This window comes from Sphingomonas colocasiae, assembly GCF_019880585.1.
Taxonomy (GTDB): Bacteria; Pseudomonadota; Alphaproteobacteria; order Sphingomonadales; family Sphingomonadaceae; genus Sphingobium_A; species Sphingobium_A colocasiae.
In genome coordinates this window covers 474,963-492,893 of record NZ_JAINVV010000003.1, presented here as the reverse complement: position 1 = coordinate 492,893, position 17,931 = coordinate 474,963, and the positions used below count along the sequence as shown (strand labels likewise).

The following is a 17,931-nucleotide window of genomic DNA, read 5'->3' as shown; positions in this document are numbered from 1 at the left end:
TTCCTATCTCGCGAAGAAAAGCATCGCAACGGGGTTGCACATCTCTCGGGACCCGCCTATTGGACCGCCTCCAACGCGCGCCCGTAGCTCAGCTGGATAGAGCATCAGACTACGAATCTGAGGGTCGGACGTTCGAATCGTTCCGGGCGCGCCAGGATTTCCGCCGTTTCTCACCCAGTGTGAGGAACGGCGTTTCCTTTTGTGGCTTCCGCCATCGGCCTTGTTGCATTCCGCATGCCCGGTCGCGCCTTCCCTCGCCGCACATGCCGCAATTGGCCGATTTGCCCGCAATCTTGGCGATTTGCCCTCGTCCACGTCCAGGCATCTTCGGGCAATGTCGCCGCCGGCGCCATCGCGCCGGATGCGATCTTCCGCGATGAAGGGAAAACCATGTTCAGCCATATCAGCGTCGGCATAAGCGATCTGGATCGTGCGGCGCTGTTCTACGATGCCTTGCTGACGCCGCTGGGCCTGACCCGGCGGCCGGTGCGGCCGGACGGCGGCCCGCCGGCCTTGTGCTGGCACAAGGCCGGCTCCGGCCTGCCGCGTTTCTATGCCTGTCGCCCCTTTGACGGCGAACCATGTTCGCCCGGCAATGGCGTCATGGTCGCCTTCCACGCGCCTTCCGGGCAGGCCGTGAAACGCGCCTATGCCGCCGGGATGGCGCATGGCGGCCGGGACGAGGGTGCGCCGGGGCCGCGCGATCGATATGGACCGGGATATTTCGGCGCGTATCTGCGCGATCCGGACGGCAACAAGATCCATATCGTGCATCGGGCGGATGTGGCGGATGCGGCCGTGGAGACTGGAAGCGCGTCGGCCATGCTGCGCTTGCTCATGCGCTACAAGGCCTGGGCGAACGAGATCAGCTATCGTCATGTGATGGATCTGCCCGAAGGCGAGGCGGAGCGACAAAGGGCGACGCGATTCGGCAATATCGTGCATACGCTCAACCACCTTCATGTCGTCGACGAGATCTTCCGCGCCCATCTGGAAGGGCGGCCGCACGGTCATGTCGCGCGAAACACCGATCATCCGCCGCCGCTTGCGGATCTTTGGGCGGCGGTGCAGGCCATGGATCGCTGGTACATCGCCTATGCGGACCGGCTGACCGATGCGGCTGCGGACGAGATGGTCGATTTCCGGTTCGTCGATGGCGGCCGGGGCGCGATGACGCGCGCGGAGATGCTCCTCCATGTCGTCAACCACGCCAGCTATCATCGCGGGTTCGTGAGCGACATGCTCTATCAGCTGCCGTCGGAGCCGCCGGCCAACGACCTGCCGGTGTTCCTGCGCGATGCCCACCGCGCAACGCATATTAGCGCTGAACCCTGATCGACAGCCCAAGACGGGCAGGGCGGGAGCACGATAATGCCGATCGCGATGGGTTTTGCCATCGCGACCGGTATGAGCGTTCGGGCCGGCCATGGATGAAAGGGGCATCATGATTGGGCATCCATGGAAGCGACGGAGGCAAGCGGGATCGGACGGCGCGACAGGCCGGCTCCGGATGTTCGCGGCGGCGATACCGCTGCTGATCATGCTCTCGTCCTGCGCGGAATCGCCCGAAAACAGGGTGATGCGGGAGGTGGATGCCGCGCTGGCCGATGTCCGCGCGACCGACAGGCCCGTGTTGCAGCCGATGACCGGCGCGGTCATCGATGCGCTCGCGCGGCAGAATCCGGCACTGGCGGCGCATGGCGACGCATTCGTCGCCCGCGAGCGCGCCTTGCTGGCCGAAGCGACCGCCGCCTTGATCGCGCATGACGGTGGCGAAGCACCGGCGCGCGCGCCGGCCGATGCCGGAACCGCGATGATGCAGCCGCCGCGATCGCAGCGAGTGGCGACGGGCGCGGCCGGTATCCTCTCCTGGATGATCCCGCCGGCCCATGCGCAGGGCGGAGGGGGCGGCCAGGCGGCCGGCATGACCGGCTTTTCCGCCGGCTTCCTGCTGGGCGGCATGGCGGGAACCGGGGCGAAAAGGGGGGAGGCGGGCAAGCTCGCCAAGGATTTCAATGGCAAGGGCGGCGAAAAGGTCTCGCTCGCTGTCGATGTCGCGAAGAATGGCGTTGTCGATGCCTCGGTCAGCAGCAATGTCGATATCCCGCAACTCGGCGCGCAGGCCGGCGGCCGGACGAGCATATCGACAAGAACGCTCTGCCCCGACGCGGAGGGGCGGGTGGAATTCACCGTCCGCCTGCGCAGTGGCGGTGCCGCCGGTTCGGCCGGATATAGTTCGATCAAGGAAGCGCATGTCGCGCTGGTCGTGGACGACAATGCCGAGATCGCCGGCACGGATATCCGCGCCAGCTATGACAGCAGCACATCCGGCCCCAAGGGCCCCGCCAGGGTCGCTGCCACCGCCCATTATGTGGTCGACGGCAATAACGACAGCGAGATGGAGGATTACAGGATCACCAGCGCCACCGGCGATTATGACGCGCTGCGCGACGAAAGCTTGCGCGACACGCTTGTGCTCGCACGCACCGCCGTCGTCGGCGCCAGACTCCATTGGCAGAGCGGCAATTGCATCAGCCTCGATGCGCAGTCGCCCGGCAATGTCGCTCCCGGCACGACCTCTTCCATCGACATCAGGACAATGACGAAAGGCGATTCCGCCGAAATCCGCGCGAAGATCGCGGTCACTCTGGACGGCGGCGCCTCGGTCGAGCCCACGCATTTCACATCGCCGGGCAAGATCATCCATGTGGCCGTGAACGAGCGCAACCGGACGATGCGCATCGGGCTGAAGGCGACCTCGCGGCGCGGTGCGGCATCGGAATTGCTGCGCGTCACCACCAATCCCGAACAATATCAGATCGAGGGCGGCGGCGGGGAGTTTCGCGGTACGGGCATTGTCTGCGATCTCGCCAGGCCGTTCGTCGTGAAAGGCAATGCGAATATCGTGGTGACCTTCACGCCGGCGTCCGAACGCGGCGGCACCTACTCCTATACCGGCCAGATCGCCGGATCCCGGCTGTTCGGGAAGGGAACCTACACGGTGCGCTACGACGGGGACCGGCCCGTCGGGATCAACGCGAGCGGCGCGGGCAGCGCCACCTCACCCTATGGCACCTTCACCAATTCCGGCTCGGAAAGCTATGTGCTTCAGCACACCTACGGGCAGGAATGCGGCTAGCAAAAAAAGGGGGAGCGATGCTCCCCCTTCGCTTGATCAGCCGGTCTGCGACTGGCCGGGCTTCATGTCGGCGGGACAGTCGCCGAGATATTTGGCGTCGATGACGGTCTTCACTTCCTGCTGCGCTGCGGCGGGCAGGTTCGGTCCGCTCATCTTGGTCGCCATCTCGATCTTGTACGCGGAGGAGAAGTCGCCGGTCAGGCTGCCCTTGCTCGTCGCGGTCATGCCCTGGATCGTGCATTCCGAATCGATCTCGTAGCCGGCGGCCACCTTGGTGACGCTGTTCTTGGCGCAGGTCTGGCCCGCGCCCGGCGGCGGCGTGAAGGCATTGGTGCCGGGAGCGGCTTCGCCGACGCAGACCTTGGTCGCTTGCGGCGCGGGCACGCCGGCGGCGGTGATCTTCATTTCCCAAAGTCCGGCCTTGGGCGCGGGCGGCGCATCGGCAGCGGCCGTCGCGGTGTCGCCGGCCGTGTCGTTCGCGGCCGCGGCGCCGTCATTCGCCTTTTCGCCGCCGGAGCATGCGCTGAGCATGAGGGCGCAGGCCGCGGTGCAAGCGGCAAGATAGGTACGCATCAAACTGGATCTCCCCTATTTTCAGGTCACGTGCCCGCCGGCGGAATCCGCCACCAAGCCGGGCTCCAACGTGCCGTTTCGGTTTCGGTTCCATCGTGACGGAACATGATCGTTCAGTCGGTGCTGTCGCTGTCCCAGCCGTCGTCCCAGCTTTCCTCGGACGGAATCTCGTCGGGCCAGAAGCCGTCGGCGCCCTGATCCGGATCGGTGACCTTTTCGAGGTCGGGGCGCTGGGGCAGCAAGGGGGTCTCGCCGTCGAATGCCACGCGGATAAAGGCGCTGCGCTTGGTCATGCCCTGGAAGATCGCCTGGATCTCGCGCCCGTTGCGGATCATCGCGCCGATCCATGGCGCGCGCTCGGCGGTCAGATAGCCGAGCTGGATGCCGCGCGCGCTATAGACGGCGACGGCAAGCGGATCGGCCGGATTATTGGGTTCCGGCCGCAATTCGACGGGTTCGCCCGCCACGCACAGGCGCAGCTCGAACGCCCGCGTGGGGCCGCGCTTGTTCGGATAGTCGATGCCCGCAATGGCCAGGCTGAGCGCGGTCAGCGCCATGGCCGCATCGTGGCAGTATATCCGGTCCGCGCCGTCATGGTTTCGCCGCCATCGAAATTTCGGCGGCGATCGTCAACTCTTGTTCAGACGGCGGACGGCTTTTGCGTGAGCGGCCGCGACAGGCAGTCGCGATAGATATCGACGACATGGTCGAGAATGCCGGCCCATTCATAGCGCTGGGCTTCGGCGGCGGCGGCATGGCCCAGTGCCGCGCGATGATCGGGCATGCGGATCATCCGGTCGAGTTCGGCCGCATAGGCCTCCACCGTGTTCGGCGATACCAGCAGTCCGGTACGGCCATCGTCGATCAGCGCGCGTGCGCTCGGCGCATCGGCGGAAACGATCGCCAGCCCGGCCGCCATCGCCTCCAGCGTGACATTGCCGAACGCTTCGGTGATGCTGGGATTGAGCATGATGTCGGCGCTCGCCACGGCGCGCCCCAGCGCCGCTCCGGAAAGATGCCCCATGAAGGTGGCGTTGCCGAGCTGCCGGGCAAAGGCGTCGCGGCCCGGCCCGTCGCCCACGATCAGCGGGCGGATGCGATGCCCGCCGGAACGGATCGCCTCGATCGTCCGGGCGAATATGTCGAGCCCCTTTTCGCGAACGGCGCGGCCGAAGAACAGCACGATCACATCGTCATCGGCATAGCCGAGCGAACGCCGCCATTCGTGATCCCGGCGGTCGGGCGTGAAGATCGTCCGGTCGACGCCGCGCCCCCATATGCCGACGCGCTCGCCGAGCCCGGCCGCGCGCAGTTCCTCCGCGATCGGGGCATTGGGCGCGAGCACGCGATCGCTGCCGGTGTAGAAACGGTGCAGATAACGCTCGATCCCGTCGCGCAGCATCCGCAGCCCGTAATAGTCGAGATAGGTCTCGAAGCGCGTATGCAGGCTGGCGACGACCGGAATGCCGAGCGTGCGCGCGAAATGCTGCGCGCCGCGCCCGAGCAGGTCGGGCGCTGACAGATGGACGATATCGGGGGCGAAACGCCGAACGTCGCGGCGGATCGCCTTGGGCAACCCCAGGGCGAGGCGATATTCCGGGCGTCCGGGGATCCCGATCGATGGCACCGAAACCAGCTCTCCGGTGGGCGGGAACGCGGCTTCGCGCGCCGTCGGCGAATAGACGCGTACCTGCGCGCCCGCTTCGTTCAGCAGATGACCGACCAGCCGGTTCAGCGCCTGGTTGGCCCCGTCGCGCACGCAATTGTAATTGCCCGAAAACAGCGCGATCCGCAGCGGCCTGCCCGGCACGTTTCGCAGATCGGGGCGCCGGTCGCGCAATACGCGCGCGGCCGGAGAGGGACGCCGCATGGCATATCCGCTCATTTGATACTCCTACCCATGGTTCGTCGTGGATCGCGTTCGAGGCGGCCCGTCAGGATGCGTGCGCCGGCGAGCGGCCCGATGATGCAGATGAGCGCGATGCCCAGCGTCGCGAACGTCCATTGCGTGCCGCTCAGTCCGTCGATCCCGCCCATGCTGCGCGCGGCCAGGAATCCGGGCGCCAGCATCGCCGGCACCCAGAGTATCGCCGAAAGCAGGTTGGCGATCTGGAACGGGCGTTGCGGCATCCGCATCACGCCCGCCACCAGCGGAATCGTCGACCGGATGGGCCCCAGGAAACGACCGATCAGGACCGACCAGAAGCCGTATCTGCGGAAGAACAGCCGCGTCCGCGCGACCAGCGGCAAATGGCGGTTGAGCGGGGCGCGATAATAGATGCGCGACCCCAGCTTGCGGCCGATCGCATAGGACAGTGCGTCGCCCAGCACCGATCCCGCGACCGACCAGAGGAAGACCGGAAGCGGATCGATCACGCCGCTGCCGATCAGTCCGCCGATCATCAGCATCAGCGCGGTCGCCGGCACGAACAGGCCGACGATCGCCAGCGATTCCCCGAATGCGATCAGGCCGAGCAGCGGTCCGGCCCATATGCCGTGCTGTTCCAGGAACAATGCGAGCTGGGCGACGAACTGGTCCATCTCAGCGGCGCTCGTCCAGGCCGCGCGCCGGGCGCGCGGGTGCGGGAATGCGCCGCGTCGTCGCGGCGAAGATCATGTCAGGCAGCATGGATCGGCTCAGAAATAGGCGTTGTCGGCGACGTCGTCGGCTGCGCGGTCGAGGTCCCTGGCCGGGAGCGACCCGATCAATGCATAGGAAACGCCGTCCCGGTTCCAATAGGCGGCGGCGGTGTCGCCGCGTTGCACGGCAACCGGCTGCGTCGTCGCCCGGCTCCTCGTCGGCGTCGCGAACATCGACATGATCTGTCCGTTATCGGTGTGGATCATGAACTGGAGCGCGGGCCCCGCATCGGATGGAAAAAGCTGGACGTCGGTCACCCGCCATCCGCTCAGCGGCACCGGCATGCGGATCCGTGTCGATTGCTGCATCTCGCGCGCGTCGAAATGCGGGGTCTCCACCTGCGAGATCATCGCCGCACGCATCAGGCCGACGCGGTGCGACATCACCGCATCGCCCACATAGGAGGGCACGTCGCCATGCAGCGAGGGCCAGACCAGCATCAGCGCCGCCGCCGCCGCCGCCATGCCCATCGTCGAAAACCCCATGATCGCGGACAGCCGCCACCGCCGCTTGCCCAGGCGCTGGCGCAGCGTTTCGGCGCGGTCGGCCAGCTGCGCGGGCAGGGGCTCGCGCTGCTGCAGCACCAGGCGCAGTGCGCTGCGGACCTTCAGATCGGCCATGACGCGCGCGGCGACATCGGCATGGCGCGAAAGATGATCCTCCACCGCCATGCGCCGTTCGGTATCGAGTTCGCCGTCGATATAGGCTTCGATCTCGAAATCGGTGACCGGATCAATCGGCATCCTTGCCTCCCACGACGCGCAGGCTGGTGATCGCGCGGCTTTCGGCTTCTGCGTCCAGCGTACGCAGTGCCGCGCGGGCGCGGCTGAGGCGCGACATCACGGTGCCCACGGGAATATCGAGCAGCGCCGCGGCCTCCTGATATCCCAGCCCCTCGATGCTGATCAGGTGGATCACCTCGCGCTGCGCGTCGGGCAACTGCATGAAGCGATCGAGCGTCTGCTGAAGATAGGCGCGCTTCTCCTGCACCGGTTCGATCCGGTCGCTCAGCAGCGATGCCCATGCGTCATGACGGGCATCTTCGGCCCGGCGGCGGCGAAGATCGCCCAGAAAACTGTTGCGGACGATGCCGAGCAGCCAGTTGCGCAGCGATCCGCCCGGCCGGAAGCCATCGGCGCCGTCATAGGCGCGCACCAGCGCGTCATGGACCAGGTCGTCGGCCGCGTCCGCGTCGCGGCACAGCGACCGGGCATAGCGCCGCATCGTCGGCACATGCTCCAGCGGATCCTGTTTGCTGCGAAAAGCCATATCGGGAATATGCAGCCGCGAAGCAGTCTATTCCCTGTACGGTGAAATTTTTATCGATCCGTCACGGCATGGCCGGCGTCAGGCGCCCAGGCTGGCCTCGTAGACGCGCATCCAGTTCTCTCCCATCACCTTGTCGATCTCGGCGACGGTCCAGCCGCGGCGCACCATCTCGGCGCGCACCGCCGGCAGCCGCGATATGTCCTCGAAACCGCTCGCATATTGGATGGGGTCCTGAAGATAAGTCATGTCCGGCGGAAAGGCGAAGGACTCTTCCGGGCGGATGACGGAGGTGGCGCCGGTGGTGAAATCGCCGCCGATGCCGATATGATCGACCCCGACCAGCCTTTTCAGATAATCGAGCTCGTCGACATAGCGGCCGATATCGGCGCGCTTTTTCGGCCGGTCGCGCTTGCCGACGTCCTGGCCGCTCCAGCTCATGAACGGTTCGATGGCGCTGACGCCGAACAGTCCGCCGGTGCGGGCGATCCCTTCGATGACCCGATCGGATGTGTTGCGCGGATTGGGATTGAGCGCGGCGACGTTCGAATGGGTGCACACCACCGGCCGCTCGGCCATCGCGATCACGTCGAGGCTCGATCGCTCGCCCATATGGCCGCCGACATCGACGAGCATGCCGAGCGACTGCATCTCCGCCACGATCGCCCGTCCCGCGCGGGAGAGGCCGGTGGCCGGATCCAGGCAGCCGCCGGCAAAGGCGTTGGTGAGATTGTAGATCAGGCCGACGACACGCACGCCCAGTTCGTAGAAGAGCCGCATCGTCGTCTTCGGCGGTTTCGACCACCAGTCGCTTTCGCCCTTCGCCGCGAACAGATCGGCTTCCTGCCATCCGATCGTCAGCGAAAGCCTGCCCTCGCGCTTGATCCGCCGGATATCGGCGGCGCTCTTCGCGATCTCGACGTGCTTGGAATTACGCGCGACGAACTCGAGCAACTGCGACATCTGCAGCAGGGTCGGCAACATGCTGACGCTCCAGCAATCGACGCCCCCCTTGCGCATCAGCGCCAGATAGTCGGCGGTCGGCGCGGCCGGGCTGCACCCATCGACGACGATCGGCACCGCCGGCGCGGCGGCGGCGGCATCGCTGGTCACCCCGGTTCCGGCGGCAGCGGCGGCAACCATGCCGCCTCCCGCGAACTGCATCAGGCGGCGGCGGCTTATCTCGGACGTCATCAACCAATCTCCCCGAAAACGATCATTTCACGGTCTGCGCGAAGGGCATGGGCGGTTCCTGCCGTTGCAGGTGGCGCAGGAAGAATCCGGCCAGCCGGCGGACGGCATAGGGATGATAGCCGACATCGTGCGCGGCATTGGGCACGAGCACGAGATCGAATTCCTTGCCCGCCCTGATCAGCGCGTCGGACAGCGCGATCGTCTGGTTGAAGGGCACATTCTGGTCGATCTCGCCCGCGATCAGCATCAGCTTGCCCTGCAGGCGATCGGCCAGATGCAGATTGTCGACGCGCGCATAGGCGTCGCCATCCCTGCCGGGGATGCCGAAGAAGCGCTCAACCGATATCGACGAGATCATCGTGCTGTAATCGTGCGGGCCCGCGATCGACACCGCTGCCTTGTAGAAATCCGGAAACAGCAGGATCGAGCGCGCGGAGGCATAGCCGCCAAAGGAAATGCCGGTGATGCCGACGCGGTCGAGATCCATATAGGGGCGGGTTAGCGCGGCCGCCCTGATCCCTGCGACATGATCGATGAGCGCGAACGAATCCTCGTCCTTCATCGGTGAGACATGGAAATCGCGCGATCGCCGGGGCGTGCCGCGACCATCCTGCACGACGATCAGGAATCCCAGTTCGGCCAGCGCCTGCATATAGGCCGCGCGCCCGCCCAGCGTGTCGGTGAAGCCCTGCGGCGCGAACGATACCTGCGGCCCCCCATAGATCTGCTCGATCACCGGATAACGCCGATCGGGATCGAAATTGCTCGGCTTCAGCATGATGCCGTGGATGTCGTGCCTGCCGTCGGCGCTTCTGGCCACCAGCCGCTCCGGCGGTTTCCAGCCTGTCGCCAGCAACGCGCCGGCATCGGCATCGACCAGTCCGGCGACCATCGCGCCATCGGCCTTGCGCAGCACGGTGCGCGGCGGTCGGGAGACGGTGGAGAAGCTGTCGACGAAATAACGACCGCTCGGCGAAAAGCGCCGTACCGGCACCTCGTCATGCCCGTTGAGCCCGCGCGCCGGGAAATTGGCGTATACATGATCGGCGTCCTCGGGCGTCAGCAGCCGTGGCTCGCTGCCGTCCAGTTTCGCGCGATAGAGGTGGCGATAATAGGGATTGCGTCCCGCTTCCTTGCCGCCGGCGGTGAAATAGACGGTGCCGGCGCGCTCATCGACGCGCACGATATCGAAAACCGTCCATTCGCCACGCGTCACCGCGTTCTTCAGCACGCCGGTCTTCGCGTCGTAGCGGTAAAGATGCCCCCAGCCGCTGCGTTCGGACCACCAGAGCAATTCGCCACGCGCCGCCAGCAGCCGCACATTGGGCACATGATAGTCGAAGGGGTTGAGGTTCAGATAGGGATCGCCGCGCTCTTCCAGCACGCTCCGGCTGGCGCCGGTCTCGACATCGACGGCGACGACGCCGATCGCGCGAGAATCCCGGGTAGCGGTCACCAGGTAAAGCTCGCCGTCGCGCATGTTCCAGCCGGGTTCGCCGACGATCGCCCAATAGGGCGCATAATCGTGAAAGCCCAGCTTGCCGCCGTCCACCGGCACGATCCCGCCATCGGCCATGTCGATCAGGACCAGCCGGTGGGGCGTTTCCGGCGCGTCGGCGGGGATGGGCATCGCGATCTGGTGCGCGATCGGCCTCGGCGCATCGGGCGGAAGATATTCGACGACATAGGGCGCGGCCTGCACGCCGCGCCGGTCCGAACGTATGGCGAGCACATAGCGGCCATCGGGCGACCAGGTCACGCCGGGAGAAGTCGGCTTCGCCGCGCCGCGCCGTTCCTCGACATAGCTGGTCCGGAATGCGGTGTAGTCATAGGGGAAATCGGCGTTGCCGTCGGTGGTGAGTGCCCGTTCCGCGCCGCTCGAAAGGTCGCGGACCCACAGATTATGATCGCGCCGGAACACCGCGTGCTTGCCGTCGGGGGAGGGAATTTCCGCCGGATCGGCCGCAGGCGCGGGCGCGACCTCGCAGCGGGTGGCCGCGCGGACGCATGTGAAACGCGTGTCCCCGCTTGCGAAGATCACGCTTTGCAGATCGTCGGAATATCGGAAGCTCGCGATCGGCAATCGCGCCGGCGTGACGGGGGTGCCGAGCCTGGAGGAAAGCGTGCGCGCCATCGCGTCATGGTCGAACGATGCCTCGGTGGCGCCCGTTGCGGCATCGACGGTCACGAACCGGTATCCGCCGTCGATCTCGTGCCGATACCAGAAGCGGTCGGTGCCGGCGATCCAGTTGGGAATTGGTGCCGCATTGCGCACCAGCGTGCGCGCGGCTTCGGGATAGAAGCGCGCGGCCCGTTCGATGTCCGCGCGGGTCAGGCCGGGATCCTGCGCGCCGGCGGGGGCGGCGACCACGCCGGCCACCGCCGCCATGCACGACAGCGCGGTCACCGTCCTTGGAAACATGCGCTGCATCATGCGGGTCCTTCGGTGATGGGAATGGGCAATGGCGGCGCATCGCCTGGATGCGCCGCCACCATTTCAGATCTGATCAATACCGAACGGTCACGGTAAGGCCAGCGGTGCGTGGCCGGTTGATGAACGCGGACGACAGCGGCCCGTCGAGCACGCCGTTGACCAGTCGCGCCGAACTTGTCGGGATCGTCGTCGCCTGCAATTCCAGATCGTTGAGCAGGTTGTTGACATAGGCGGTGAGCGACCAGGTTTCTCGCTCTATCCCCAGGCGGATGTTCAGCATCTCCATGCTGCCGAGCTTGCCGGTCCGGAAATTCTGGGGGAAGGTCTCGCGTTCGCCGATATATTGGAAGGCGATCTGGCCGGTCAGGCTGGTGCCACCGTCGCCCAGCGGATAGCTGATGTCCGCGCCGGTCGAGAAGGACAGTTTCGGCACGTTGGGCGGGCGGTTGCCCTTGGCGAGATCCTGGTAGTCGGCCGGTGCGCCCGCGACGGCGAAGACCGACATGCCCCTGGTATATTCCGCCTCGGTCAGGTTGCCGCTGAAGAACAGCGAGAGGTTGCGGTTGACCTTGTAATGGCTTTCCACCTCGACGCCGTAGATCCGCAGTTGCGGGCCGTTGGCGGTCAGGGCGCCCGGATTGCTGATGCCGATCTGGGGATTGTCGAAGTCCGAATAGAAGCCGGCGATGTTGAAGGTGAGATTGCCGTCGAGCAGTCGCGTCTTCAGGCCGATCTCGCCGGTCACGATATCGTCGGAATCATAGGTCAGCGCATCCTCGAACGCGGCCGAGCCGACCGGGCCGAAACCCAGGGCGGAGAAGGGGCTGTTGAGCCCGCCGTTGCGCACGCCGCGCGCGACGGTGCCGTAGAGCATCGCGGTTTCCGCGACGTCGAATTCGAAGCCCAGCCGCGGCAGGAAGGTGTTCAGCTTGAAATCGAAGCTTACCCCCGGTCCGCCGGGCGCGGTCAGGCTTTCCACATCGTTGGGCACGGGGAAATAGACCGGCGCGTAGATATCCGCCGGGTTGCTGAAGATCGGCGAGAAGATGCCGATCACATAGGATTCGACCAGCGTGGAGCGCACCTTCTCGTTGACGTAGCGGGTGCCCGCGAACAGCCGGAACCGGTCCGACACCTTGTAGTTCAGCTCGACGAAGCCGGAGAACTGGCGCGTGTCGACCCGGGTGGTGGTGCGTTCGATCTCGGTCGTGCCGGTGTCGGTGATGTTGGCATAGCCGTCCCCCGTCACCAGCGCGGTGCTGATCGCCTTGGTGTCCTGATAATAGGCACCGGCCACCAGGTTCAGCGGTGAATCGAAATCGGTGATGAAGCGGAATTCCTGCGAAATGCTCCGTTCCTTGCCGCGCGTGCGCGCGATCGCCGTCAGATCGGACGACAACAGGTTGCTGGCGGTGTTGAACGGCGGGAATGCGTTGAAAAACCCTTCGAAGCCATAGGTATAGGCGGAGCTGAAGGTCTCGGCCTGGCGCTTGCGGTTATACAGGCCGGTGATGGATTCGATCGTGAAGCGATCGGATTTGTAAGAGATCTTGCCGCTATAGAGTTCGAAATCGTCGGTGTTGGAACCGTCGATCAGGCTCAGTTCGGGCGCGATCAGATCCTCGCTGCCGACCGAATCCCCGATCGTGCCCGGATTGATGAAATTGAGCTCGCCGATATTGTCGCGGCCGACATGCGCTGCCAGCCGGATGCTCAGTTCGTCCGTCGGCTTGTAGAGCAGAACCGCCCGTCCGCCCCAGGATTCGAACGAGTTCATGTTCTTCTTGTTGAGGCCGATATTGTCGATATAGCCGTCGTCGTTGCGGTAATAGCCGACCAGGCGGATGCCGAGCTTGTCGGGCACGATCACGAAGCTGGTCGCATTTTCGAAACGATGGTTGAAGCCGCCGCTCTTGGTGGTCCCGATGCCGCCGCTCCAGGTGCCTTCCACCATCTTGCCGCTGCTCAGGTCCGGATCGGCGGAGAAGTAACGGATGACGCCGCCCATTGCGCCTTCGCCGAAATAGGTGGGCTGCGGACCGCGCAGCACCTCGATCCGGTCGAAATCGAAGAAGTTGAAGTCACGCTGCGAGGCGGATGCGGACGCGACGGAGATGTCGTCGACCAGGATCGAAACCAGCGGCTGCAGCGCGTTGCCTGAAACCTGCGTGCTGTTGGTGACGCCGCGGATGTTGATCTCGTTGGAATTGGGGCCCCGGTCGAGCATCTCGACGCCGGCGACGCGGTTCGACAGATCTTCGAAATCGACGATACCCGATCGGCTGAGTTCGCGGCTGTCGAGCGCGGTGATGCTGCCGCCGATATCCTGCACCGATTCCTGGCGGAAGCGGGCGGTGACCACGATTTCCTCGGGATTGTCGCCTGCGTTGGCGGTTTGCGCCGCCGCTTCGGCCGCGCCGAAAACGAGCACCGACATGCCGGTCAGGAACCAGGCCTTCTTCCCCCTGTATGACATTCATACCTCCTCTGATGGCATGGCCTGACCGGCCATGCATTGATGTGATTGCTGTGCGTGCGAAGCGGATTGCTCATGCTTCGTCGCGGCGATGCGTCCGTGGATGATCGCCGCGGATTTCGTCGGTCCTGCCTCTTCCGGACAGAGTTGTATGGATCGGATCTTCAGGCCGGGCCGGGCGCGAAGTCGTTCCGGAAGTCAGGGATTCGGCTGCCTCGCATGCCCGGGCGGAGCGGTCCGAATCACTGTTTCATCATGATGTCCCTGTGTAGTAATACAGAACTGTATTGTAAAGGTCACGATTGTGTAACGATGTTGCGCAAGTGCGGAAAAACGGGCGGTCGGCATTGCGAATGGGGCGATCGGCGGGGTCGCCGCGCGCTTATGCCAAGGTGCAGGGATGCTGACGCATCCGCACCTTGGACCGCTCAAGCGCCGCGCGGGCTTATGCCAGGACGCGATGAGTCACGCTCATCGCATCCTGCTATTATGCCCATCGCCGCAATGGGCGCGCGGATGTCTGTCGGCGGGCTTGCGGCTTCGTGGCGAAGGCGTCGGGCGGCGGTGGCGCGAGCAGCCGCTTCAATGGCCCGGCGACGAGCAGCATGATCGCGAAGGCGGCGAAGGCGAGCATGGCGTGGAGCGCGAAGAAGCCGGCATGACTCATCGCTTCCCAGGATCCGGCGAGCGTACCGACGAGCAGGTTGCCGAGGAAGATCGACAGGAAGAGGATGCCCGTCATCGTGGCGTTGAGCTGCGCCGGCGCCGCACGTGAGAACAGCGCCAGCAATGTCGGCCAATAGAAGGTGAAGCCCAGCGCATTCAGCGCGTAGAGGAGGATCGGCCAGATCGCGCCGACGGTGGCGCCGTTATCCGCCCGCCCGGCGGGAATGGTCATCATCAGGTTTGCGGCGGCGATGATCAGATAGCCGGTCGCGATCCTGCCCATCTCGCCCGGTTCGCGCCCGCGTTTCGCCTGGCGGCGCCAAAGCGCGATCAGCAACGGCACCGCAAGGATGCAGAACAGCCCGTCGAGCGCGTTGAACGATGCGGTGGGCACGGTCCAGCCGAACAACCGGCGGTCCACCGATGCCTCGATGAACAACAGGCCCGCATTCATTTCCTGATAATAGGCGGCGCAGGGCAGGATCGCGATCATGCTCAGCAGCAGCAGCGCGGCGATTGTCCGTCCGTCCCTCGCGGTCAGCGGCATCCGGCCATGCATGCCCGGCGGCCGCTTGCGGTCGGCGGGAAGATGCTTCCATCCGGCCAGATAGACGGCCAGCGCGGCCAGCATCAGCACGCCGGCGGCGCCGAAGCCGACATGCCAGCCGAAGCGCTGCGCGAGCAGGCCGCACAGCAGCGGGCCGAGCAGCGCGCCGGCGTTGATCGCGGCGGAGAATATGGCGAAGGCGCGCGTGCGCCGCCCTTCGTCGCCGGGCGGGTAGAGATGGCCGACCTGAACCGAGATATTGCCCTTGAGGCAGCCGGTGCCGAGGATCAGCAGCGACAGCGCGATCAGGAAGGCCGTTTCGACGACCATCAGTGCGTGACCCGCCGTCATCAGCAGTGCACCAAGCACAACTGTACGGCGTTGGCCAAGCAGGCGATCCGCCAGCAGGCCGCCGAAGATCGGCGTGAAATAGACGAGGCCGGAATAGAGGCTGAACAACTGGCTTGCAAAAGCCTGGGTGGATAGCGGGCCGGTCATCGCTTCCAGCGCGGAACGGAAGGATGCGAGCCCCAGCACCTCGCCGGCGGCAGCCGGCGTCAGCAGGTGCTGGATCATGTAGAGCAGCAGCAATGCGGACATGCCGTAGAAGGAGAAGCGTTCCCAGGCCTCGGTGAAGGCGAGATAGGCGAGCCCCATGGGATGGCCGGCGAACCGGCGGCCATCACCATCGGCCTGTGCCGGAGGGAGGGGCGCTGCCGTCACTGCGCGCTCCATGTGCGCGAAGCGGCGGGCGGATGTGCGGCCATGATGCCAGGCGATCGAAACGGAAGCATCGCGGTCTCCAGCCGGTACCGCCGAAGCGGATCCGCGCTTCGTCCGGCACTAGAAATACAGTTCTGTATTGTTATCGCATCGTGATTTCGAGGCTGTCAAGCCCGGGCGTCAAGGGGCGTCGCCCGCGATTGCGCGCACGCGATACGGTCAGGAAGAATGGGATGGGCCCTTGGGGGGAGCAGGCTTATGCCGGGCTTCGATGAGGCAAGCTCATCGGGATCCGGGATCAGTCGTGTCCGGTGAACACGCGGATATAGCTGCTGGTCAGCGTCTGCCGCTGTTCGAGCGATTCCTTCAGGCCCGTCGCATAATAGCCGACCTGATGAAAATAGACGATCCGGGCGCGGATCAACGCGTCGTGGTCGTCATATCCGTTTTCGGCAAAGGCTTGCCTTATGGCCTCGATGCGAACGGCATCGGCTTCCTGCACCGCCTTCTCCACATCGGGCGACATGTTCGCCCAGGCACGGACGGCGCGGTCATAGGCGGCGCTGAAGCCCTGTTCCAGGATGTAGAGATTGGCCAGTCGCGTCAGCCGCTCGTCCATGGTTCCCGGCTGCGCGATCACGTCGAGCATGGGTTGGGTGTTGCGCGCGCGCCAGTCTTCGAGCAGCGCGTCGAGCAATTCGGCATGGCTCTTGAACCGCCAATAGAAACCGCCGCGTGTGACCCCGGCGATCTTGGCGAGCCTGTCGATCTTCACGCCGACAATGCCGTCCTCGATCAATGCCCGTCGCGCGATATCCACCCATTCCTGCGTGGACGGCGTATGTTCGGGCGGCGGTGTCCGCCGCCAGGTGCGCCCCGGCTTCCCCGATCTGGCGCGTGGGTTCGTCTGTGGCGGCTTTGGCTCTGACATGGCCGCCTCATTGCCGGATAACCCGATATGCGGTCAATCATACCATCCGCGCTCAGCGATCAGCGCAGCTCTTCTGCTGCCACAGCGCCGTTACCAGCAGCATCGCGCCGACCAGGGCATAGGGTGCGCCATTGTCCATCGTGTAGATGGCGGTGCCGGCGATCGGCCCCAGGATCACGCCCAGCCCCTGTGCCGCCGCGATCGTGCCCGCGGTCGCGCCCTGTTCGTGGCGATCGACCGAATTGGCGGCCAGCGCGGAAACGGACGGATAGACCCAGCCCATGCCGAACGCGGCGACGCCGTAACAGGCCCAGAGCATGGGCGCGCTGCTCGCCAGCGTGACGGAGGCGAAGCCCAGCCCGCCGATGATCCCGCCCAAACGGATGAGCCGGGCGGGCGGCCAGCCCAGCTTGCGCAGCACGATCTGTGCCAGCACCAGCGCCACGCCCACCGTCGCCAGCGCGATGCCCGCGGCGTTCGCGGCACGTGCGGGATCGAGGTTCAGCTGGTCGAGCGCATAGAAACCCACGGTGATCTGCGCGATGGCGACGCTGAACATCGCGACGAAGGCCACCGCCATCGGGCGGCGCAGGCGCGTATCGGTCAATCGCAGCGGCCGGGCATTGGCCGGGGCGCGAAGCTCCTGCCTGGGCAATACGCGCCAGAGCACCAGCAGCGCCACCGCCGGCAGCGCTGCGGTCAGGTAAAGCGGCAGGCTCAGGCTGATCGGGCCGATCAGTCCGGCGGCGCCCGGGCCGATGACCATGCCCGCCGCACTCGCCGCGCCGACCGTCGCCATCGCCCCCGCGCGCCTGTCGGGTGCGACATGATCGGCGACCAGCGCGGCACTCGTCGCCGGCACCGCCGCATAGAAGATGCCCGCCACGCCCCGGCCGATCAGCAGGCCGGCAAAGGCGATCGCCGGCAGCATGGCAGTGCGCAGCGCCAGATCGATGAACAGCGCGAGCAGGAAATAGCTGATCGCGAAGCCGGTCAGCCCGAACAGGATCACCGGCCGCCGGCCGCGCCGGTCGCTCGCCGCGCCCCACACCCGCGCCATCAGCATCCAGGCGACACCCGCCACCGTCATCGCCGCGCCCACCTGCCAGGGGGCGAGCCCGATCACCCGCGCGATCGGGCCGGCGAGCGCCACGAACGCCATCATCGCCATGGAGCAGACGAAGCTCTCGAACATCAGCGGTTTCAGGCTGAAGGGAGGGGCGGCCGCCTCACTGGGGGCGTCGGCGATGCTGGTCATGATGATCCTATTTGCGAGTCGTTCGCAATTGTGCGGAAACTGGTTGCCGAGATCAAGTTTGGCGATGGGATCCGCCGATTGCC

General features: G+C 65.7%; 14 protein-coding genes and 1 tRNA gene. 3 read left to right on the top strand and 12 right to left on the bottom strand.

Translation table 11 applies throughout. The features are described 5' to 3' along the window. Positions 1-77: 77 nt before the first annotated feature. From K7G82_RS05885 to K7G82_RS05875, 3 genes are all read left to right on the top strand, one after another. Positions 78-154, top strand: a tRNA-Arg gene (locus K7G82_RS05885). Positions 155-390: 236 nt separating this feature from the next. Continuing rightward, positions 391-1,335 (top strand): DinB family protein, encoded by a 945-nt coding sequence (locus tag K7G82_RS05880; protein WP_222988894.1) that lies wholly within the window; start codon positions 391-393, stop codon positions 1,333-1,335. A 175-nt stretch (positions 1,336-1,510) separates the two neighbouring features. Next, complete coding sequence (locus K7G82_RS05875; RefSeq protein ID WP_222988893.1) at positions 1,511-3,139, top strand: hypothetical protein; 1,629 nt, start codon at positions 1,511-1,513, stop codon at positions 3,137-3,139. Positions 3,140-3,175: 36 nt separating this feature from the next. Here K7G82_RS05875 and K7G82_RS05870 read toward each other — a convergent pair whose 3' ends face one another. From K7G82_RS05870 to K7G82_RS05815, 12 genes are all read right to left on the bottom strand, one after another. Further along, on the bottom strand, positions 3,176-3,712 hold the full coding sequence (locus tag K7G82_RS05870; protein ID WP_222988892.1) for a DUF3617 domain-containing protein: 537 nt from the start codon (positions 3,710-3,712) through the stop codon (positions 3,176-3,178). Between the two features lie 113 nt (positions 3,713-3,825). Continuing rightward, the gene (locus K7G82_RS05865; protein WP_222988891.1) at positions 3,826-4,269 is read right to left on the bottom strand and encodes an HIRAN domain-containing protein; all 444 of its coding nucleotides are present in this window, start codon (positions 4,267-4,269) and stop codon (positions 3,826-3,828) included. Positions 4,270-4,352: 83 nt separating this feature from the next. Then, complete coding sequence (locus K7G82_RS05860) at positions 4,353-5,597, bottom strand: glycosyltransferase family 4 protein (protein WP_246623297.1); 1,245 nt, start codon at positions 5,595-5,597, stop codon at positions 4,353-4,355. Then, positions 5,594-6,253 (bottom strand): DedA family protein, encoded by a 660-nt coding sequence (locus K7G82_RS05855; protein ID WP_222988890.1) that lies wholly within the window; start codon positions 6,251-6,253, stop codon positions 5,594-5,596. Before K7G82_RS05855 ends, K7G82_RS05860 begins: the two co-directional genes overlap by 4 nt. Before the next feature lie 96 nt (positions 6,254-6,349). Next, the gene (locus tag K7G82_RS05850) at positions 6,350-7,096 is read right to left on the bottom strand and encodes an anti-sigma factor family protein (protein WP_222988889.1); all 747 of its coding nucleotides are present in this window, start codon (positions 7,094-7,096) and stop codon (positions 6,350-6,352) included. Further along, on the bottom strand, positions 7,086-7,622 hold the full coding sequence (locus tag K7G82_RS05845) for a sigma-70 family RNA polymerase sigma factor (RefSeq protein ID WP_222988888.1): 537 nt from the start codon (positions 7,620-7,622) through the stop codon (positions 7,086-7,088). The genes K7G82_RS05850 and K7G82_RS05845 overlap by 11 nt, the downstream gene beginning before the upstream one ends. 78 nt (positions 7,623-7,700) lie before the next feature. Further along, positions 7,701-8,813 carry a dipeptidase gene (locus K7G82_RS05840; RefSeq protein ID WP_222988887.1) on the bottom strand — a complete coding sequence of 371 codons (1,113 nt, stop codon included), beginning with the start codon at positions 8,811-8,813 and terminating at the stop codon, positions 7,701-7,703. Positions 8,814-8,835: 22 nt separating this feature from the next. Continuing rightward, positions 8,836-11,244 (bottom strand): S9 family peptidase, encoded by a 2,409-nt coding sequence (locus K7G82_RS05835; protein WP_222988886.1) that lies wholly within the window; start codon positions 11,242-11,244, stop codon positions 8,836-8,838. Between the two features lie 76 nt (positions 11,245-11,320). Then, positions 11,321-13,723, bottom strand: coding sequence for a TonB-dependent receptor (locus K7G82_RS05830; protein WP_222988885.1), 2,403 nt, complete (start codon positions 13,721-13,723; stop codon positions 11,321-11,323). Positions 13,724-14,210: 487 nt separating this feature from the next. After that, positions 14,211-15,659: a peptide MFS transporter gene (locus K7G82_RS05825; RefSeq protein ID WP_222988884.1), complete on the bottom strand. Its 1,449-nt coding sequence runs from the start codon at positions 15,657-15,659 to the stop codon at positions 14,211-14,213. A gap of 298 nt (positions 15,660-15,957) precedes the next feature. Beyond that, positions 15,958-16,590 (bottom strand): TetR/AcrR family transcriptional regulator, encoded by a 633-nt coding sequence (locus K7G82_RS05820; protein ID WP_222988883.1) that lies wholly within the window; start codon positions 16,588-16,590, stop codon positions 15,958-15,960. A 52-nt stretch (positions 16,591-16,642) separates the two neighbouring features. Continuing rightward, the gene (locus K7G82_RS05815; protein WP_222988882.1) at positions 16,643-17,848 is read right to left on the bottom strand and encodes an MFS transporter; all 1,206 of its coding nucleotides are present in this window, start codon (positions 17,846-17,848) and stop codon (positions 16,643-16,645) included. Between the last annotated feature and the right edge of the window lie 83 nt (positions 17,849-17,931).

Coding starts and splice junctions, on each gene's coding strand:
- K7G82_RS05815 (WP_222988882.1), bottom strand. CDS start 17,848: ATGACCAGCATCGCCGACGCCCCCAGTGAGGCGGCCGCCCCTCCCTTC.
- K7G82_RS05855 (WP_222988890.1), bottom strand. CDS start 6,253: ATGGACCAGTTCGTCGCCCAGCTCGCATTGTTCCTGGAACAGCACGGC.
- K7G82_RS05880 (WP_222988894.1), top strand. CDS start 391: ATGTTCAGCCATATCAGCGTCGGCATAAGCGATCTGGATCGTGCGGCG.
- K7G82_RS05860 (WP_246623297.1), bottom strand. CDS start 5,597: ATGAGCGGATATGCCATGCGGCGTCCCTCTCCGGCCGCGCGCGTATTG.
- K7G82_RS05850 (WP_222988889.1), bottom strand. CDS start 7,096: ATGCCGATTGATCCGGTCACCGATTTCGAGATCGAAGCCTATATCGAC.
- K7G82_RS05875 (WP_222988893.1), top strand. CDS start 1,511: ATGTTCGCGGCGGCGATACCGCTGCTGATCATGCTCTCGTCCTGCGCG.
- K7G82_RS05865 (WP_222988891.1), bottom strand. CDS start 4,269: ATGGCGCTGACCGCGCTCAGCCTGGCCATTGCGGGCATCGACTATCCG.
- K7G82_RS05820 (WP_222988883.1), bottom strand. CDS start 16,590: ATGTCAGAGCCAAAGCCGCCACAGACGAACCCACGCGCCAGATCGGGG.
- K7G82_RS05870 (WP_222988892.1), bottom strand. CDS start 3,712: ATGCGTACCTATCTTGCCGCTTGCACCGCGGCCTGCGCCCTCATGCTC.
- K7G82_RS05840 (WP_222988887.1), bottom strand. CDS start 8,813: ATGACGTCCGAGATAAGCCGCCGCCGCCTGATGCAGTTCGCGGGAGGC.
- K7G82_RS05845 (WP_222988888.1), bottom strand. CDS start 7,622: ATGGCTTTTCGCAGCAAACAGGATCCGCTGGAGCATGTGCCGACGATG.
- K7G82_RS05830 (WP_222988885.1), bottom strand. CDS start 13,723: ATGTCATACAGGGGGAAGAAGGCCTGGTTCCTGACCGGCATGTCGGTG.
- K7G82_RS05835 (WP_222988886.1), bottom strand. CDS start 11,244: ATGCAGCGCATGTTTCCAAGGACGGTGACCGCGCTGTCGTGCATGGCG.